Below are 19,260 nucleotides of genomic sequence, written 5' to 3'. Positions count from 1 at the left end.
AATGATACCTTTCGGTTCTACGGCGAATGAAATCTGTTGCGCAGGCAGCTGGTGAGATGTATATTATGGATTGAATTTAATAACGGCTTCCCAGGGCACTATAACTTTAAAAAAAGTCGGGTGAGGCAGACGATGATTTCGGTAAAAAGGTTACTGATCGGACGGCCGCTGAAATCGGAGCAATTGGGCGACCAGAAACTGAACAAGACGAAGGCGCTGGCTATCCTCTCATCAGATGCTTTATCCTCGGTGGCTTACGGTCCGGAGCAGATTCTGCTGGTGCTGGTGACGATCAGTGCAGCAGCATTCTGGTATTCCGTCCCCATCGCCCTAGGGGTGCTTGTGCTGCTGACTGCACTGATCTTATCCTACAGACAGATTATTTATGCGTACCCGCAGGGCGGCGGAGCTTATGTAGTGTCCAAGGAGAATCTGGGCAAATACCCCGGACTGATTGCCGGGGGCTCGCTGCTGGTCGACTATATATTGACCGTAGCGGTAAGTGTATCGGCGGGGACCGATGCGATTACTTCGGCTTTTCCCGGTCTGCATCCTTATAATGTACCTGTTGCCATACTATTCGTACTGCTGATTACAACGCTCAATTTGCGCGGGGTTACCGAATCCGCATCGTTCCTGGCTTATCCGGTGTACCTGTTCGTGCTGGCTATCTTTATTATGCTTGGCGTGGGCCTGTTCCGGATTGTGGCCGGTGACGTTCCGGCAGAGCTGCATACTCCGATCGGTACGCCGGTCGCTGGCATCAGCCTGTTTCTGCTGCTGCGGGCCTTCGCTTCAGGGAGCTCTGCGCTGACCGGGGTAGAGGCGATTTCCAATGCGATTCCCAACTTTAAGGCGCCTGCCCCGAACAATGCGGCCAAAACGCTGTCAGCTATGGGCATTCTGCTGGCGGTGCTTTTTTCCGGTATCGTTATTCTGGCTTATTATTACGGTGTAACCCCGAATGAGCAGGTGACAGTGGTTTCGCAGATTGCCGAGCAGGTTTTCGGCCGTAACGGCATGTATTTTTTTATACAGGGGACTACTGCACTCATCCTGGTTCTGGCGGCGAACACGGGCTATTCCGCCTTTCCGCTGCTGGCGGTTAATCTGGCTAAGGATAAATTTATCCCGAGAATGTTCACGGTCCGCGGCGACCGGCTCGGGTATTCCAATGGTATTCTCAGCCTGGGCGTATTGTCGATCATACTGATTATTGCCTTCGAGGGCCGCACGGAGCATCTGATTCCGCTGTATGCAGTTGGGGTGTTTATTCCCTTTACCCTGTCGCAGAGCGGGATGATGATTAAATGGATCCGTGAAAAGCCGCAGGGCTGGGCAGGCAAGCTGGCCATTAACACAACCGGGGCGCTGATCAGCTTCGTGGTGACGATTATGTTCTTCCTGACCAAGTTCCCGCAGGTGTGGCCGGTGCTGATTTTCCTGCCGCTGATTATTCTGCTCTTTTACCGGATCCGCAAGCACTATGAGGCCGTGGCCGACCAGCTACGTCTCTCTACCTGCGAAGAGAAGCCGCTGGCGATTGAAGGCAATGTGATTATCCTGCCGGTGGCCGGGATTACGCATGTCGTGGAGAACTCGCTGCGCTATGCACAGTCGCTGTCCCCCAGCCAGATTATTGCGGTGCATGTGCCCTTTGAGCGGGAGGAAGAGCATATGTTTGAGGAAAAGTGGAAAAAATTCCATCCTGAAATCAGGCTGGTGTCGCTGTACTCGCCGTACCGCAGCATCATTCATCCCTTGATCAAATTTATTGATACCGTGCAGCGCAAGGCGGGGGAATCGCATTACCAGGTGACGGTGATTGTGCCGCAGTTCATTCCCAAAAAGGGCTGGCATAACATTCTTCATAACCAGTCCAGTCTGCTGATCCGTACACATCTCTTGTACCGCAGAAATGTAATTATAACTACAGTGCCCTATCATTTGAAAAAATAACCGGCCAAGGGGCAGAACGGGACTATTCCCGGTTCTGCCCCTTAAATGTGTATAATGGAGAAAACGGGAGACGGAGGGATAGGGTTGAAGGGGAAAAGAGTAAGCCTGGCCGCGCTGATCCTGTCTGTGCTGCTTCTTGTGACCGGCTGCGCCAGCGGAACAGCGCATGTAACCGTGAAAAAGAACGGCAGCCTGGAGCTGGCGTTCAGTATGCTGCTGAGTGCCCGGGCCGAGTCGCTGGCCGGCGGGAAGCTGGGGGAAGTGCTGACGGACAGGCTGGCAGCCGCAGGCATTGAGCTCGACAAGAGTCAAAGCGGCAAATCAACGGAATATAAGTTCTTCAAAACCTACCAATCGTTTGAGGAGCTGCAGCAGAATGCAGGCAGCCTGGACATTATAGAGACTGAGGTCGCACAGGCAGATAAATGGCTATATACGCGTTATGAGGTTGCAGCCCAGCCGAAGCTGAATGCCTATACGGATCAAATTATTGACGGCATCGGCAGTCTTAATGTGCCTGAATCTCTCGTCCGGCTGATGCTGCAGAATCTGGCGGTTAATTTTAAATTGACGCTGCCTTATAACGTCTACGGACCTAATAATGCAGACAGCCAGGAAGGCAACACCCTGACCTGGCGGATCAGCATGGCGGATACCGAGCCGGTCCGGCTGGTGGTCTATGTGCCGCAGGTGCAGAATATTGCCATTGCAGCCGGTGGACTGGTGCTGATCATTGGCGCAGCGGCAGTCTGGTTTGTTCGGGCCAGAAAAGGCCGGCAGATAAAGCAATAGTCAGGAAAGCTATCCAATACCCGGCCGGACTAATCGGTCGCACCCGAAGCCGCCGGCATCAGCATTCCATGCTGAACTGCCGGCGGCTTTCGTCTGCCCGGATCAGTAATCATCCGGCACTGCCCGCGGCCGGGATGCCGCATTCTCGCGGTATTGGCCCGGCGTCATCCCCTCCTGCTTGCGGAAGGAGCGGATGAAATTCTGCGAGTTGTTGTATCTCAGTCTGGCAGCGATATCCTTGATCGGCATATCGGTCTCCTCCAGCCATTTTTTGGCCATCTTGAACCGGTACATCGCCAGGTATTCGCTGAAATAATACTGTGTCTCCTTACGGAAGACACTGCTGATATAATTGGCGTTATAGTGCAGGCGCGAAGCGCATTCCTCCAGCGTCAGATCCTTATCGTAGTCATGCTGCACGATATCAATGATTTTCTCGGAAATGTTATGATACTGCGCATTCTGCCGGCTGTGGAAGATCCTGATCATCGGCAAAATGACAATGCTCCAGAACCAGTCCTCAATCTCGGCAACGATATGCAGATCCGTCAGCTCCTCGAACAGCGAGCCGTTCACATGGTAGATCTGATTCAGGCTGATCCCCGACTCCTGCATCATAATGAGGATATTGCCCAGCAGCCGGTTCAGCGGAATCTGGTATTCCTGCGGTGACAGCCCGGGCTTGAAAATACAGCCGAACAGCTTATGCAGCAGCTCCTTCGCCTTGTCGGCATCCGCGAGCTTGATAGCATCCATCAGGTCATTTTCAGTGTGCACCGGATAGTTCAGGTTGAGATAATGATTGCCGGAGTTGATATTTTCGTATTGGATAATGATTCCCTTGCCGAGCGTAATCCGGTATTTCAGCGCTTCAAGGCTCTCCTTGTAGGCAATAGGCAGCTTATCGATGTTGTGGAAGGGCAGACTCATCCCGATGCTTACCTGCAGCTTGAGGTAATTGTTGATCTCCTGCTGCAGATTCTCCGTCAAGGCGTAGAGCGTCCGGTGAAAAGCCTCGGCATCGCCCTCCAAGCTCCCGATCAGCGTAACGATAGTGTGGTCAATGATAACCGGAGCCAGCCGCCCGCCGGGCGGAACCAGCTCTTCTATCATATTATGAGCTGCGAACAGCAGAAGATGGAGGTCCTTTTTGTCATAGCTGCTTTCAGCTGAATAATCGGTGCTGAGTGTAATGACGGCCATTGTACCCCAGTTTTCCACTAAAGGACGGTAGCCGTACTGCTCCAGCTCCTCCAGCAGCTCACGTTTTTTGAGATTGCCATGGAAGGCCTTGGTCAGAAAAAAAGTGCGGACCTGCCGGGTATGCTGGCTCAGCTCTTTTTCAAGCTGTGATTTGGACTGGAACAGATGATGCATCTGCTCGCCGATCGACTGGAATTCGTCTGTGAACCGGGCCTTGATCCCGGGACGGCGCAGCCCCATCTGATTCAGAAGACGCTGGATCGGAGAATACATCCGCCGCGAGCCAAGCCACGCAGTCAGAATGGACAGCAGCAGCATAAGGGCGCAGATCAGCAGGGTGTAGGCTCCGATCTTAGAGGATTCCTTGGTCAGAGCCTTAATGGAGGTTACCGACAGATAGGTCCAGCCGTTCAGCTGCGAGCGCAGATAAGTGACGGAATAATCCTGTTTGCCGATAACCGTCTTGAATTGACCGTTTGTTTTGCTCATGCCGGATACAAGCGCAAAATCATTAAAGCCGCCTGCCTCAGCCGGACTGCCAATCAGCATTTTGTCGGGATGCAGCAGAATACGTCCGGACTCATCCAGCACAATGATGCTGTCCAGCGGATCAATCTCCGAATTGATGAAGTCCTGCAGACTGCAGGCCGGAATGTTGGCGAGCGCCAGCCCGTATTTTTGCAGCTTATTGGTCGGCAGCTTCTTGATCAGACTGATGCTGTAGTCACAGCCGGTGATATTGACGCTCTCCTCGCTGTAAAACAGGGAAGAAGGATTCAGTACCCAGGAGGCCGAGTCAGGCACATTCATCAGGTTGGCCAGCTGCTCATAGTTCTGGTATTCGTTCAGGCGGTAGAGACCGGAGTTCTTAATCATCCAGTTCTCACGCTGATTCAGCAGAATGACATCCTCCAGCTTGGTATCAAAGGACTGCATATTGCGGATTTCGGTTCTCAGCTCGTTATATAAAATGAAATCGGTTACATTTAGGGGGTTATTCAATGCTTTTTTTAGGACTGAAGAGTTGACGACCTGGTTCAAAGTCTGATTGACAGTAGTCAGCTTATGCTCTACATTTGAGTTAATTTGTAAGATAAGTTCCATTTTGCTTTTGTTAACATTTTTTTGAATCTCATTTAAGGATGTGAGATAAGAGAATGAACCGATGAACAGTACCGGGATCGTACTGATTACAAAGGTAAACAGCGTTAATTTGCTCAAAAAGCTCAAGTGTTTCACAGCATTCAACACCTTTTCTTTAGTAGAAACAGCCTGCTTTAAGTGTATGCATCACGGAGGATAATAACAATAATCATCTGGTGCCGCAATAATCATTTTCTCTAATAATGACTTCTGATAGAAAATTTTTCAATAATTAGCAGTTATATTAATACATATGAAGCTTATGATGGAACGGATTTCGAATTAGGAAGCGATTACATAAGGTGGCAAATTTATAATAGCGGAGAAGATGCTCGTGTTAAAATGCAGAAGGGTTCAAACCATCAGACGGATAAGGAGGATGCAGGAATGCTTAAAAGACTCGTACGGAAAGTGGTAGCCCGGTATTGCTGTCTGCTTGTCTTGCTTCCGTTATTGGTATTAGTGTTAAGCGCATGCAGTGATAAGGACGCTGTCCAGCCGGATCAGGCTCTGCCGCCGATCTCCATTCTGGCTCCGCTGCACTTTCCGCAGCAGCCTTCCAAGGAGATTGTGAGCGAAATTGAGCAGCTGACAGGAGTGAAGCTCAATATCACCTGGGTGCCCGAGGGCGTCTATTCCGATAAAATGAATACAGCGCTGACGACCAATTCGCTCGGCAAGGTCACTTTTGTTAAATTTACCGACTATAACCTGGTCAAAAATGCGGTCCGCTCCGACGCCTTCTGGGAGATCGGCCCTTATCTGGCGGAATTCCCGAATCTGAAGCAGCTGGACCCGGCCATTCTCAGCCAGACTGCGGTGGACGGTAAGATATACGGCCTGTATACGGAGCGTCCATCCTCCAGACAGGGGATTATTATCCGCCAGGATTGGCTGGATCATCTGCAGCTGGACAAACCGCAGACACTGGAGCAGCTGTACGAGGTAATGAAGCAGTTCACCTATAATGATCCCGACGGCAACGGGAAGCAGGACACGATCGGGCTGGTGGACCGCAACGACCTTGTCTACGGCGTTTTCAAGACGCTGAGCTCCTATTTTGGCGCGCCTAACAACTGGAAGCTGGAGAACGGGCAGTTCATCCCGGAATTCGCCACGCCTGAGTATATGGATACGATGAACTTCATGCATAAGTTATATGAGGAAAAAATCATTAACCGGGATTTCGCCCTGACCAGCAAGGAGGTCCAGCGCGATAAATTTATCCGCGGCACGGCAGGGATCTTCATTGGCAGCATGACCGACGTGCAGCGCCTCTCGATTGAAGCCCAGGCGATCAATCCGCAGGCGGAGCTGACGCTCATTAACCGGATCGAAGGGCCGGACGGATACCGGGTATGGTCGATACCCAACTATAACGGACTGTACCTGTTCTCCAAAAAGGCGATTGCGACCGGGGAGGAGCTGAAGGAGGTACTGCGCTTTTTTGACCGGAGCATGGATAAGGATGTGGCTAACCTGATGATGTACGGAATCGAAGGCCGCCATTATAAGCTGGAGAACGGCAAGGTAATCCTGCCGGAGGAAACCTCGCAGCTGCGGGTCAAGGAGGTTAATCCGCTGTATTCCCTGATGATCGCTGATATCAGCAACAAGAACATTCTTGAGGTCGAGCAAAAAGAGCAGCTGACCGCCATGGCCGAGCAGCTCAGCCGGGACAATGAGCAATTTGTTGTGGACGATCCGACGCTGACGCTCAGCTCCCCGACCTATGATGAGAAGAACGTCGAGCTGTCGACGATTATTACAGACGCCACCTACAACTACATTATCGGCAATATGGATGCGGCGGAGTTCAATGCAGAAGTGGAAAAATGGAAAGCAGGCGGAGGCAGCCTGATTATGCAGGAATATGCGCAGGCACAGGCCAAAGCGGAGAGCGGCGGGTAACGCGGCGTTAATCGATAGGCAGAGACTGTATTTGCATTTTGTCATGGATTCGTCTAGTTTGCAGGTGCTCTACCTGGACTATAATAGTAGAGACAGGAGGATGAATATTCCATGAAAAAAACAGTCTTGCTGACTGCCGGGTTAGCATTAATCATTGCGGCAGGAGCCTATTTTTACACGGGAAATGGCAGCCGGGAAGGTGCGGCCTCAGACTCGGCATTAGATACAACAGCGCTTAAACAGATGGTGCAGGATTACAGCAGCCGCACGCTGACAGCGGAATCAGCATCAATCTCATCCACGCAGCTTATTGTGAAGGAAACGGACGGGAAGTCTGCCAGCTACAGCCTGCCGGAGGACGAATTTTTTGTCTCCATTGCCCCTTATGTGAACAAGACGCACCCGTGCGCTATTCACAGCCTGACCGGCTGCCAGGGAGAGCTGGTGGAGGAAGAGTTCAGCGTATCGGTTCAGGATGCCGAGGGCAACCAGGTGATGGACAGGCAGACCGTGAAGTCCCAGCCTAACGGCTTCATCGATTTATGGCTGCCGCGGGACAAGACGTATAATGTAACGATCGAACAGAACGGCAAAAAGGCAGAGTCGGAGATCTCTACCTTTGAGCAGAATGATACGTGTGTAGCTACAATGCAGTTGGATTGAGGGTTGAACAGGACAGTATATAACACATATTGATTTCAAAAGCCGGCCGGACACCGTTCTTCTTGTGGGAAATGCGCAGACGGGGCTGGTAAGTAACATTAAAGATTAGCAGAGCGGGGGTACTCCTTATATGGGAGTGACTTAGCTCTGCTTTTTTTGTTTTGGGGCAGGGAACGAACCTGCTTTCGTGCTCTTTAATCTTTGTCTTGGACTCTTCGCCCGCCCGCCGCAAATGCTGCGGGCGGGACGGATGCCAAGGACTGAGATGCAGATAAAGGTGTGCTTGGCGCTGTTTATCAGAGCGTCATGTGTGGCTAATGGACTGGGAGGCTGCCATGAACGCTTCAGGCTCTGTTCTTGGAGCTTCGCTAAATTTTAACGGACCCAGGAGACGTTATCCGGTGCTCTGCGCACGTTTTGGATTTCTAGCGGACTCAGATGACGCTATTCATGCTGAAAAGCACCAATATGAACCTTTCAGCGGTAAGTAACGTCTCTGGTGTCCGTTAAACTCCGCGAAACCCCGAAATCCCGGAAATAACGTCATCTGAGTCCGTTAGACTGGCGGAGTGAGTGCTAGCGTCGGGGTACGGGATTTCAAAGTAACATTAACTCATACTGTGAGCAGCACCAGGGTACTAATGGCTCAGCAGCCAAGGGAATTAGTGTGTTCAACACACATAAAGCACCAAACCAGTCCCCGCACTACATAACTATATATCGCACAACTATTGCCGCAGACCAGTTAAACAAACTTGCTTTCCCCGCCGCAAATCCAAGCGGCGGGTAAGCCCTGCCCCCTCTCATCCGGATAAGGTGAGAGGAAACTCCCGGGCAGGCGGGAGCTGCGGAGGGGAAGTTTGGAACTGTAGGAGCGTAGCGTCCGCCTTTGTCTGCGGATTCCACCGCGGCCAGCGGTTAAATCAAGAAATCTGCAGACAACAGCGGCCGGAAGTCCAAACATTCCCCGCAGCGGCGAATAGCGCCACCCGTACTAGTCCTGACCTCATCGTCCCGCCCGCAACATTTCCCCGCCGCAAATCCAAGCGGCGGGTAAGCCCTGCCCCCTCTCATCCGGATAAGGTGAGAGGAAACTCCCGGGCAGGCGGGAGCAGCGGAGGGGAAGTTTGGAACTGTAGGAGCGTCAGCGTCCGCCTTTGTCTGCGGATTTCCACCGCGATCAGCGGTTTAAAATCAAGAAATCTGCAGACAACAGCGGCCGGAAGTCCAAACATTCCCCGCAGCGGCGAATAGCGCCACCCGTACTAGTCTTGACCTCGTTGACTCGCCCGCAACATTTACCCGCCGCAAATCCAAGCGGCGGGTAAGCCCTGCCCCCTCTCACCCGGATAAGGTGAGAGGAAACTCCCGGGCAGGCGGGAGCAGCGGAGGGGAAGTTTGGAACTGTAGGAGCGTCAGCGTCCGCCTTTGTCTGCGGATTTCCACCGCGATCAGCGGTTTAAAATCAAGAAATCTGCAGACAACAGCGGCCGGAAGTCCAAACATTCCCCGCAGCCGCGAATAGCGCCACCCGGACTAGTCTTGACCTCATCGATTACCCCTCTGATCTTGCCTTAGCATCATCGCCCCGCCCCACTCTTTTAACCAACCGTCTTCCTCCCACCTTATCCGCCCCCATCACCCGATAATCATTTCCCCAGACTCCCCTCCCAAAGCCCCCATAATGAGTAAATGATTGTTTTCGTAACCTGTACGGAGCTGTAGTGTGAGGCATGTAACCAATTACAAGCCAAACGGAGGTCAAAAAGGTATGACGAAAAAATCCTTCACCCTGCTTCTCAGCTCACTGCTGACATTCAGTATGCTGACGGCAGCGTGCGGCAACAGTAACAACGGTAATGAAGCGGCGGCTACTAAAGATCCAGGCACAAGCGGCGGAAACACAACCACGGCCGCAACTAAAGAACCGGCACCTGAGCCGGAGAAGCCGACAGAAATCAAAATCATGCTTCCATTAAACACAGCGGAAACTCCGCCGGATACGATCAAGACAGAGCTGGAGAAGCTGACCAACACGAAGCTGACCTACCAGTTCTTCCCGGCCGATACTTATGAAGAAAAGCTGAATTCCTCTTTTGCCACAGGCTCGCTGCCGCAGGTAACGTACCTGAAGAACCAGACCACGTTCGTGCAGATGAGAGAAGCGATTAAGGACGGACAGTTCTGGGAGATTGGACCGCTCTTAAGCGAATTCCCGAACCTCAACAAGCTGAAGCCGGAAATCCTGAACAACACGAAGGTGGACGGCAAGCTCTATTCCCTGTACATCGGACGTCCGCTGGCCCGCCAGGGTATCATCTACCGCAAGGACTGGGCGGATAAGCTCGGCCTGCAGGCTCCGGCGAACCTGGATGAGCTGTTCGCGATGGCGCAGGCTTTTACTGAAAAGGACCCTGACGGCAACGGTAAAAAGGACACCATCGGAATCGTGGACCGCAACGAGCTGGTATACGGCGCCTATAAAACGGTTTCTGCCTGGTTCGGCACACCTAACACCTGGGGTGAGAAGGACGGCCAGCTGGCACCGGATTTCACCTTCCCGCAATATATCGATACTATGGATTTCTTCAAAAAGCTGCGTGACGGCGGCTACATGAACAAAGACTTTGCAGCTACAAGTAAAACGGATGCCGTAAACATGTTCGTCAGCGGCAAAGCCGGCCTGTACATCGGCGGCTCGATGCAGGACATCGACACCCTGAACAAGGATCTGATCAAAAACTTCCCGGATGCCGTGCTCGATACACATAGTATGGTTGCCGGACCAGACGGAAAGTTCGCACAGTGGATGATTCCGGGCTATAACAACGTAGTGCTGTTCCCGAAATCTGCGGTTAAGGATGAAGCTGAACTGAAATTAATCCTCGGCTTCTTCGACAAGATGATGACCCCTGAAGTATCTAACCTTATGTATTGGGGCATCGAGGGTACTCACTATACGGTAGAAGACGGCAAGGCTAAGCCTACGGATAACAAGGAACTGATCGAGCGCGAGGTTAAGGGCTACAAGGACAGTGTAATCGGTGAGGCTGAAACCAATGGCATGTACCTGAGCTATAACGTGCTGCCTGGCCGTATCCATGCGGAAGAGCTAATTCTTGAAAACGTGAAGGTAGGCGTTGCCGATCCTACGGCTGCCCTCGATTCTGCCACTTATACGTCGAAGGGCGTAGAGCTGCAGCAGATCATTACGGATGCCACCTACAACTATATTTATGGCCAGCTGGACAAAGCCGGTTTTGAAAAAGAAGTAGAAGCCTGGAAGAGCCGCGGCGGAGCGGCCATTATCGAAGAATACAACGCAGTTTATAAAAAATAGGCCGCAGCTCCTTAACCGGCTAATCACGCAGTAACACCGGATACAGAAGGCTGGCGAAGCCAAGCCGCTTCGGCAGCCTTCTTTTACAAGCACACAAACCCGCAGTGCGAATGCGGAATCAGGAAATAGAAAGGGAGAGAACTATGCAGGATGTTACCGCTCAGCCGGGTACAGTCTCCAAGCTGAAGCCTAAACGCTACAAGAGCAGCAGTGAGCTCAAAAAGCGGCTGTGGAGAAACAAATATCTGTACGTCATGCTGATACCGGGTATATTGTTCTTCGTGCTTTTTAAATATTTGCCGATGTACGGGCTGATCATTTCCTTTCAGGATTATAAGCCGTATCAAGGGATTACGGGCAGCGAATGGGTCGGGATGGAGCATTTTAAACGCCTGTTCACCGAGCCGGATTTCATAAAAATCCTCGGCAATACGCTCATTTTGTTCGCCATGAATATTCTGCTTTATTTTCCGGTGCCGATTATATTGGCCCTGATGCTGAATGAGCTTAGAGGCACCTTTTTCAAAAGATTTTTCCAGACGCTGGTTTATCTGCCCCACTTTATGTCATGGGTTATCATCGTCTCTATTACCTACGTTATGGTCACGATGGACGGCGGGATTATAAACGAGCTGCTGAGTTATTTTGGCTTCGAACAGGTGAACTTCCTGCTGAATCCGGGGTGGTTCCGGCCGATGTATATCCTCCAGATTATCTGGAGAGAAGCGGGCTGGGGCACAATTATCTATCTGGCTTCGATCGCTGCGATTGACCCGGGTCTGTATGAGGCTGCGCGCATGGATGGAGCGGGACGGATGCGGCAGATCTGGCATATCACGCTTCCAGCGATCCGGAGCGTTATCATTACCCTGCTTATTCTGAAAATTGGTTCCGTGCTGGATCTTGGCTTCGAGCATGTCTATCTGATGCTGAACTCCATGAACCGGAATGTAGCGGAAATTATCGATACGTATGTCTATACCGCAGGACTAAGACAAGGACAGTTCAGTTACAGTACGGCTATCGGATTCTTCAAATCCATCATCGGGCTTATCATGGTTATGTCTGTTAACAAATTGTCCAAGAAAATGGGCGAAGAAGGCGTTTATTAAGCGAATTGAGAGACTGCGGGAGGAATAGAAGATGGTAGAGGACAGATCGCTGGGCGGCAGGGTGTTTGCCGCTGTTAACTTTACGCTGCTGGCGCTGATTGCGCTCATTACCGTGCTGCCGTTTGTGCATGTGGTGGCGGGCTCTTTTACGACAAGTGCGGAGATTGCGGCCAGCAAGTTTGTACTGATTCCGAAGGTATGGAGTCTGGAGGCGTATAAATTTATTTTTTCCACGGATACAATTTTTAAAGCAATGGGTGTCTCAATTGGCGTTACACTGATTGGTACGCTGTTCAGTATGTTCATCACGGCACTAATGGCTTACGGGCTCTCCAGAAGAGACCTTGACGGACGCAATGTGGTTAACTTTCTGGTTGTGTTCACGATGCTGTTCCATGGCGGGATGATTCCGACGTTCCTGGTGGTAAAAGAGCTGGGTCTGATCGATTCGTATGCGGCGCTTATCCTGCCGTCGGCGATCAGTGCGTTTAATATGATCATTCTCAAAAACTTTTTCCAGAACATCCCCGAAGGGCTTGAGGAATCAGCCAAAATCGACGGGTGCAACGACTTCGGCATCCTGTTCCGGATCGTGCTGCCGCTGTCCATGCCGGCCATTGCTACAATCTCCCTGTTCTACGCGGTAACTTACTGGAACACTTACATGAGTGCGATTCTCTATCTGGATGACAGCGCCAAATGGCCGATTCAGGTTCTGCTGCGGCAGATCGTTGTCCTGGCCAGCGGTATGGATCACAGTGCCACGCTGGATGCGGCCGTTCCGCCGCCGGACCAGTCCATCAAAATGGCGGTTATCGTAGTAGCGACACTGCCGATTCTGATGGTGTATCCGTTCCTGCAGAAGCATTTTGCTAAAGGGGCTATGCTTGGTTCAATGAAGGGTTAAGGAAAGGAGGAGGAACGATGATAGGCAGTCTGCCGGCAACACCGATAGAATGGGCACGCAAGGCCTGTGATTCATTAATGGATACGTACCGGGCGGGAGAGCTTCCTCCTGCCCACCGCTGGCACTACCATCAGGGTGTATTCCTGTGCGGAATGGAGCTGCTGTGGTCAGCTTCGGGTGAAGAGCGTTACCTGACCTACATTCAGGAGTATGTAGATGATCTGGTCGATGGTCACGGTAATTTGTATTTTGCCCGTGATGAACTGGATGCAGTTCAGGCCGGACTGCTCCTATTCACACTGCATGAGCGGACGGGTCTGGACAAATACAAGACGGCCGCTGATAAACTGCGGAGTCTGCTGCGGACCGTCAACCGGACAGCCGAAGGCGGATATTGGCACAAGGACAAATATCCGTATCAGATGTGGCTTGACGGCCTGTACATGGCCGGGGTGTTCTCGCTGAAATATGCGGAGGCCTACGGCGAGCCGGAGCTGCGCCAGGCGGTGCTGCACCAGGAGCAGCTGATGCGCAAGTATATGAGGGATGAAGCTACGGGCCTGCTCTATCATGCCTGGGATGAGAGCAGACGCATGCCTTGGGCGAATCCGCAGACCGGCTGCTCCCCTGAGTTCTGGAGCCGTTCACTCGGCTGGTACGGGCTGGCACTATCGCAGTTTCTTGAGCTGCTGCCGGAGGAGGAGCCGGGGCGGGCAGAGCTTGCCGCTGCACTCGGCGATTTCGTGCAGGCGCTGATCCGCTATCAGGACAAGGAGAGCGGGCTCTGGTATCAGGTAGTCGATAAAGGCGATGAGCCGGATAACTGGCTGGAGACCTCAGGCTCATGCCTGTTCGTCTATACCATAGCCAAGGCGGTGAAGCTGGGCCTTGCGGTTGATGAGGCGAAGGCTGCGGCGGCTGCCCGGATAGGCTACGAAGGGCTGATTGGAGTGCTGCAGGAGGATGAGCAGGGACGGCTGATTCTGCCGGACATCTGCATCGGCACCTCGGCGGGGGACTACGAGAATTACGTAACCCGTCCGAAAGTAAGCAATGATCTTCACGGCGTTGGGGCGCTGGTGATGGCTTGTGTAGAGATGGAAGCTTTGTACACACAGGCTGATAAAGGGGAATAAATCGGATTAAGGAGTGAAGCAGCAGGTGTACAACATAGCAGATTACGGCGCGCTGCGGGACAGCGGTACGGCGGCGACTGAAGCTATCGCCGCTGCGGTTGCAGCCGCCAACCGGGCTGGAGGAGGGACAGTCTATGTTCCCGCAGGAACCTTCCATACCGGAGCTGTAAGGCTTAGCAGCAACATTGAGCTGCATCTGAGTCCCGGATCGGTGCTGAGCTTCAGCACCGATCCGGCGGACTACCCGGCGGTGGAAGCCCGCTGGGAAGGCGTGGGACGCCAGGTGCATTCCCCCTGTATTTACGCAGAGGATGCGGTGAATGTATCCATTACCGGGAGCGGAACGCTGCAGGGGAACGGGGCGCCCTGGTGGTATAAGCACAGGGAGAAGCCCGAAGAGCTGGCGTATCCGCGTCCCACACTAATCGGCCTGAACCGGTGCAGCCGGATAACGGTGAAGGATGTGACCCTGCTCAATTCACCGAGCTGGACGGTCAATCCGATTGTCTGCAGCAATGTGACGATCGACAATGTGTATATTCTGAATCCGGCGGATTCACCGAATACGGACGGGATTAATCCGGAGTCCTGCTCCGGGGTGCGGATCAGCAACTGCCATATTGATGTTGGCGATGATTGCATCGCCATTAAGGCGGGAACCGAGGATACAGCCGAGCGCATCCCCTGTGAAAATATCTCAATCACGAACTGCACCATGGTGCACGGGCATGGGGCGGTCGTGCTGGGCAGTGAAATGAGCGGAGATATCCGCAATGTGACGATCAGCAATTGTGTGTTCAAGGAGACTGACCGCGGCATCCGTATGAAGTCACGGCGCGGGCGCGGCGGAACCATTGAGGATATCCGGGTCAGCAATATCGTGATGGATGGCGTTATCTGCCCGTTTACGATGAATCTGTACTATTTCTGCGGACCGAGGGGCAAAGAGAAATATGTCTGGGATAAACAGCCTTATCCGGTGACGGCAGAGACGCCGTGCTTCCGACGGATTCATTTTGCCAATATTACCGCCCGTAATGTTCACGCTGCTGCAGGCTTCCTGTATGGACTGGCCGAGCAGTATGTTTCGGATATCAGCTTCACTGACGTCGATATTTCGATGGCAGAGGATGCTGTGCCGGGACAGCCGGATATGATGGCAGGGCTTGCGGATATGAGCAGGCGCGGGTTTTTCCTCGGAAATGTACGGGATGTACGGTTTCAGCAGGTAACGGTTGAGAACCACGAGGGGCCTGCTTTTTATATCGAAAATGGTGAGGATGTAGAGGTGCTGAACTGCCGCTCCAGGAACACTGCCAAGCCGGAAAAGCTGGTTGAGCAGGTGGAGGCAGTACAGGCGGAAGCGTAAGAATTTACAGTGCCGCAAACAAACCTTGTAGGGAATTTAACCGGAGCCGTGGCCTCATGAGAGGTCACGGTTTTTTTTAGTTAATAATAAAGGGGAAAGTATGTCTATAGCTCAACACTGTGTTCATTCTGTAAATTCTCCTTTTTGCTTCCAAGCAGCAGTAAAAAAACAACGGCTACAGAGATGAGCAGCAGAAGAGCACCTCCTAAATAGAATGAAGAGTTAACGCCTAAATTCTGTGAAAAGATGCCGAAAACAATCGGGCTAAGCAACTGTCCAACGCGGTTCACTGTCTGGCTTATGCCAATAGTTACGGATCTCTCCTCAGGATCTGTACGGTCCGCAACGCATGGTAATAAAAACAATATGAATATATCGCTACCTGTACAATTCCGGCAATAATCATTAATCCAGAACATGTATGTAACTTTACTTCAGGTCAAATTGTTCCCAAATAAGTGTAATGATTATTAATGGAGGCAGAAGTTTACTTTGCATATGGATAGAGGAATCGTTATACTTAGTACCAAGTACTAATACCAGATACTATAAACTAAAATACTATACGAGGTGATTAAGAGAATGAAGGGTGCAAAAATTACAGCCATCGGATCGTATGTCCCGGTCCGCAGATTGACCAATAGCGATTTGGAGCAAATGGTAGACACAAACGATGAATGGATTGTGCAGCGTACAGGGATCCGGGAGCGCAGAATCAGCCGTGAAGATGAGCACACCAGTGATCTGTGTGTTGCTGCAGTCCGGAATCTGCTGACCCGTTACGGTAAATCTGCAGCGGATATTGATATGGTGATTGTGGCTACCAGCACCGCCGATTTTTCTTTTCCCTCAGTAGCCTCCATCATCCAGCACCGGCTCGGTATTCCGCTGACGGCAGGGGCGGTTGATTTGAGTGCGGCCTGTGCGGGGTTTGTGTATGGACTGCATACCGCGCATGCGTATGTGGCATCAGGACTGCACCGTAAGGTGCTGGTTGTCGGAGCGGATGCCCTATCCAAAATTACTGATTACAGTGACCGCAGCACCTGTATCCTGTTCGGTGACGGGGCCGGGGCAGTGCTTGTAGAAACAGATGAGCAGCAGGACCGCTTTCTCGGCCATTATCTTGGCAGTGACGGCAGCGGCGCGCATCATGTCTATCGTACCGGACTGTCACGTACGGTGAATGGTGTAGATCTGGGCGATTCAGGCAAGCTTGTGCAAAACGGCCGCGAGGTGTTCAAATGGGCTGTCCGCACCGTTCCGCATGGCGTGCAGCAGGTGCTGGAGCATGCCGGAGCAACGCTGGAGCAGGTAGACTGGTTCATTCCGCACAGCGCCAATCTGCGGATCATTGAACCGGTTTGTGAGCGGCTGAGCTATCCGCTGGAGCAGGCTTTATACAGTCTTGAATATTTCGGCAATACCTCTGCCGCGAGTATTCCGCTTGCGCTTGATCTCGGAATCCGTGAGGGGAAGGTGCAGAGCGGCCAGCGCGTTCTGCTCTACGGCTTCGGGGCCGGACTGGCGCATGCCGGTATTTTGACCGAGCTGCAGTTGGATGAACAGGTGGCGCCGCCGGAGGTTTTGTAGCGTATAGGCGGTTGTTGCTATGGCTGTAACTAATAAAACTGTAACTAATAAAACTGTAACTAATAAAACTGTAACTAATAAAGCTATAGTTAATAAATCCAGAGCCTCTTGCCGCATTTGTAAAAAGTTTGGTAAGAGGCGGCTGGTATGCGCAATATGCACGGTAACTGTAGAGTGTGTAGATCCTGGTATTGGTGTACCGCCTACGAAGTACCTTGTTAAAAATGCTTCCCTCTGTCCGCAGGGCGTGCTGTCCAGTATCCGGCACCTACCATCCATGCTCCGTGTTCCAGCCAACGACGCTCCGTGCACCAACTAACTGTGCTCCATGCTCCAGCTAACGACGCTCCGTGCACCAACTAACTGTGCCCCATGCTCCAGCTAACGATGCCCCGTGCTCCAGCCAGCAGTGCTCCATACTCCGGCCAACGACGCTCCGTGTACCAACAAACTGTGCTCCATACTCCAGCCAACGGTGCTCTATGTCCTGTAGTCCGCCCTTAAGTGCTTCCTCCCTCTTTTTCCCTGCATAACCGAAAAATCATACCCGAAAACAGAAAAACAGTGCCTTGAATGCCTGCATGAAATAAGCGATTATATTATCGAAAACGTTTTCGGTTTGGCGGATGATTCCTGGTTGGGAAATTAATTGTTTTCGGTATTTGTGCTGGATTGAAATCCGAAATGGTTCGGAGTATACCGATTGTGGCAGGAAAAGGGGGCTGAATTCTACACAATAGGAGTGTGACGGGGAAAGCCGGCATTCTGAGAGAGTGCAACTGAGATTAGTTGGAATTTGGCTACTTAATTTTATGTTTTCTTACCCTTTGAGAGAAATAGTTGGAAAAAGCGCACCTAATTCAGTCCGTTTGGTTCATTTGGGTGAAAACAGAACAATTAAGTGAAGTTTTTCCCACTAAAATGCTTTTGGAGGCTTTTTTTGAAGAAATAAGTGACGAATTTCCACTTAATTTGATTGGCGTCTGCTAAAAGCCGTAGTCCCGACAGCTGAAGGGCGATGTGAGGGGAGAGCAGCAGCACCCGACAGCTGGAGGACAATGTGAGGGGAGAACAGCAGCACCACTCGCCAGCCCAAGGCTTGGCTTCAGCCCCGCAGGCTGCTGCCGCAGGATTCGCGGACAATCAGCGCGGGCTCGACAACGAAGGAGCCGCCCTCGGACTGATTGTTGATGAGGTCGAACAGCATATGAGCGGCGAGCACGCCGAGACGTTCCTTGTTTTGGCGGATGGTGGTCAGTGTAGGGCTGGTGTATTTGCAGGCTTCGATGTCATCACAGCCGATGACGGCCACATCCTCAGGAATCCGCAGACCCTGCTCCTTCAAGGCCCGGATAGCTCCGAGGGCCAGCAGATCGGAGGCAGCAAACACCGCCTTAGGCAGGCTGCCGCCCTCAATCAACCGCTGCATGGCCGTATAGCCGCTCGGCTCGAAGAAGTCATCACCATGAATGAACCAGTCCGGATTGTGGGTTAGGCCAAAGCTTTCAATCGCCTTAATATAGCCCGCCTCACGCTGGCTGGAAATGCCGGAATCACCCTTGCTGCCGATGAAGCCAAGCTCCCTGTGCCCGAGCAGATAGAGATGCTCCACGACTTTGGAAGCAATCTGATAATTATCCGACATTACGTAGCCTGACCGCTTGCCTTTAAGCTCCAGATCGACACCGATGCAGGGAATGCTACTCATATCCAGGTCGCTGATGGCCGTCTCCATTTTTTCTCCGGAAATAATGACACAGCCGTCTACATGAAAATGGACACACCGGGAGTAATAATCACCGCCGCTGACAAATTTTTCGTTGGAAAAGAAGATCAGGTCGTAGCCGAGCACGCCCATCTGTTTTTTGAAGGAGTTCAGCACCTCGACAAAAAACGGATGTGTAATCTCCACATTGAGCTCACCGGCAAAGATGACTCCGATCAGATTGGACCTTTTGGTGGCCAATGTTTTGGCAGAATTCGAAGGGGAGTAGCCCGTTTGCTCAATGATTTCCAGCACCCGCTGCTTTGTCTTTTCGGAAACATCGTTGTAATTATTCATGATTTTCGAAACAGTGGATACAGAGACTCCGGCCATTTCGGCAATTTTTTTAATATTCACTTGTATAATA

Annotated in this window: 13 protein-coding genes; 10 read left to right on the top strand and 3 right to left on the bottom strand. The window is 51.9% G+C overall.

Features of this window, described 5'->3' with window-relative positions:
• Positions 1-132 precede the first annotated feature (132 nt).
• Together R70723_RS26500 and R70723_RS26495 are read left to right on the top strand one after the other, a co-directional pair.
• The gene (locus tag R70723_RS26500; protein WP_039876990.1) at positions 133-1,959 is read left to right on the top strand and encodes an APC family permease; all 1,827 of its coding nucleotides are present in this window, start codon (positions 133-135) and stop codon (positions 1,957-1,959) included.
• Positions 1,960-2,043: 84 nt separating this feature from the next.
• A complete protein-coding gene (locus tag R70723_RS26495) occupies positions 2,044-2,751 on the top strand; it encodes a hypothetical protein (protein WP_039876988.1) in 708 nt (235 codons plus the stop codon).
• A 102-nt stretch (positions 2,752-2,853) separates the two neighbouring features.
• Here R70723_RS26495 and R70723_RS26490 read toward each other — a convergent pair whose 3' ends face one another.
• Entirely contained in the window at positions 2,854-5,193 is a 2,340-nt protein-coding gene (locus R70723_RS26490; RefSeq protein WP_039876986.1) for a helix-turn-helix domain-containing protein, read from the bottom strand.
• A gap of 291 nt (positions 5,194-5,484) precedes the next feature.
• Here R70723_RS26490 and R70723_RS26485 point away from each other — a divergent pair, with 291 nt between their 5' ends.
• The 7 genes from R70723_RS26485 (at position 5,485) to R70723_RS26455 (ending at position 15,535) form a co-directional block, all read left to right on the top strand.
• A complete protein-coding gene (locus R70723_RS26485; protein WP_039876984.1) occupies positions 5,485-7,008 on the top strand; it encodes an extracellular solute-binding protein in 1,524 nt (507 codons plus the stop codon).
• Between the two features lie 111 nt (positions 7,009-7,119).
• The gene (locus tag R70723_RS26480) at positions 7,120-7,671 is read left to right on the top strand and encodes a CueP family metal-binding protein (protein WP_039876980.1); all 552 of its coding nucleotides are present in this window, start codon (positions 7,120-7,122) and stop codon (positions 7,669-7,671) included.
• 1,771 nt (positions 7,672-9,442) lie between these two features.
• Complete coding sequence (locus tag R70723_RS26475) at positions 9,443-11,011, top strand: extracellular solute-binding protein (RefSeq protein WP_039876977.1); 1,569 nt, start codon at positions 9,443-9,445, stop codon at positions 11,009-11,011.
• 143 nt (positions 11,012-11,154) lie between these two features.
• Positions 11,155-12,123, top strand: coding sequence for an ABC transporter permease (locus R70723_RS26470; protein WP_039876975.1), 969 nt, complete (start codon positions 11,155-11,157; stop codon positions 12,121-12,123).
• Positions 12,124-12,154: 31 nt separating this feature from the next.
• Positions 12,155-13,030 (top strand): carbohydrate ABC transporter permease, encoded by an 876-nt coding sequence (locus tag R70723_RS26465; RefSeq protein ID WP_039876973.1) that lies wholly within the window; start codon positions 12,155-12,157, stop codon positions 13,028-13,030.
• A 17-nt stretch (positions 13,031-13,047) separates the two neighbouring features.
• The gene (locus R70723_RS26460) at positions 13,048-14,166 is read left to right on the top strand and encodes a glycoside hydrolase family 88/105 protein (RefSeq protein ID WP_039876971.1); all 1,119 of its coding nucleotides are present in this window, start codon (positions 13,048-13,050) and stop codon (positions 14,164-14,166) included.
• A 25-nt stretch (positions 14,167-14,191) separates the two neighbouring features.
• A complete protein-coding gene (locus R70723_RS26455) occupies positions 14,192-15,535 on the top strand; it encodes a glycoside hydrolase family 28 protein (RefSeq protein ID WP_081957499.1) in 1,344 nt (447 codons plus the stop codon).
• Between the two features lie 104 nt (positions 15,536-15,639).
• On the opposite strand, the gene R70723_RS34430 is transcribed toward R70723_RS26455, so the two are convergent.
• Complete coding sequence (locus tag R70723_RS34430; protein WP_076418572.1) at positions 15,640-15,954, bottom strand: MFS transporter; 315 nt, start codon at positions 15,952-15,954, stop codon at positions 15,640-15,642.
• A 163-nt stretch (positions 15,955-16,117) separates the two neighbouring features.
• On the opposite strand from R70723_RS34430, the gene R70723_RS26445 reads away from it, so the two are divergent.
• Entirely contained in the window at positions 16,118-17,128 is a 1,011-nt protein-coding gene (locus tag R70723_RS26445) for a ketoacyl-ACP synthase III (RefSeq protein ID WP_039876962.1), read from the top strand.
• A gap of 1,105 nt (positions 17,129-18,233) precedes the next feature.
• Here R70723_RS26445 and R70723_RS26440 read toward each other — a convergent pair.
• Positions 18,234-19,250: a LacI family DNA-binding transcriptional regulator gene (locus tag R70723_RS26440; protein WP_039876959.1), complete on the bottom strand. Its 1,017-nt coding sequence runs from the start codon at positions 19,248-19,250 to the stop codon at positions 18,234-18,236.
• Between the last annotated feature and the right edge of the window lie 10 nt (positions 19,251-19,260).

The organism is Paenibacillus sp. FSL R7-0273 (genome assembly GCF_000758625.1).
In the GTDB taxonomy this organism is placed as follows: Bacteria; Bacillota; Bacilli; order Paenibacillales; family Paenibacillaceae; genus Paenibacillus_AQ.
The sequence above is the reverse complement of the archived record's forward strand: the minus strand, read 5'-3'. Positions and strand labels throughout refer to the sequence as shown.

Excerpts from the sequence above, each read along its gene's own strand:
- R70723_RS26460 (WP_039876971.1), top strand. The coding sequence starts at position 13,048 with ATGATAGGCAGTCTGCCGGCAACACCGATAGAATGGGCACGCAAGGCC.
- R70723_RS26485 (WP_039876984.1), top strand. The coding sequence starts at position 5,485 with ATGCTTAAAAGACTCGTACGGAAAGTGGTAGCCCGGTATTGCTGTCTG.
- R70723_RS34430 (WP_076418572.1), bottom strand. The coding sequence starts at position 15,954 with ATGTTCTGGATTAATGATTATTGCCGGAATTGTACAGGTAGCGATATA.
- R70723_RS26500 (WP_039876990.1), top strand. The coding sequence starts at position 133 with ATGATTTCGGTAAAAAGGTTACTGATCGGACGGCCGCTGAAATCGGAG.
- R70723_RS26470 (WP_039876975.1), top strand. The coding sequence starts at position 11,155 with ATGCAGGATGTTACCGCTCAGCCGGGTACAGTCTCCAAGCTGAAGCCT.
- R70723_RS26480 (WP_039876980.1), top strand. The coding sequence starts at position 7,120 with ATGAAAAAAACAGTCTTGCTGACTGCCGGGTTAGCATTAATCATTGCG.
- R70723_RS26445 (WP_039876962.1), top strand. The coding sequence starts at position 16,118 with ATGAAGGGTGCAAAAATTACAGCCATCGGATCGTATGTCCCGGTCCGC.
- R70723_RS26475 (WP_039876977.1), top strand. The coding sequence starts at position 9,443 with ATGACGAAAAAATCCTTCACCCTGCTTCTCAGCTCACTGCTGACATTC.
- R70723_RS26465 (WP_039876973.1), top strand. The coding sequence starts at position 12,155 with ATGGTAGAGGACAGATCGCTGGGCGGCAGGGTGTTTGCCGCTGTTAAC.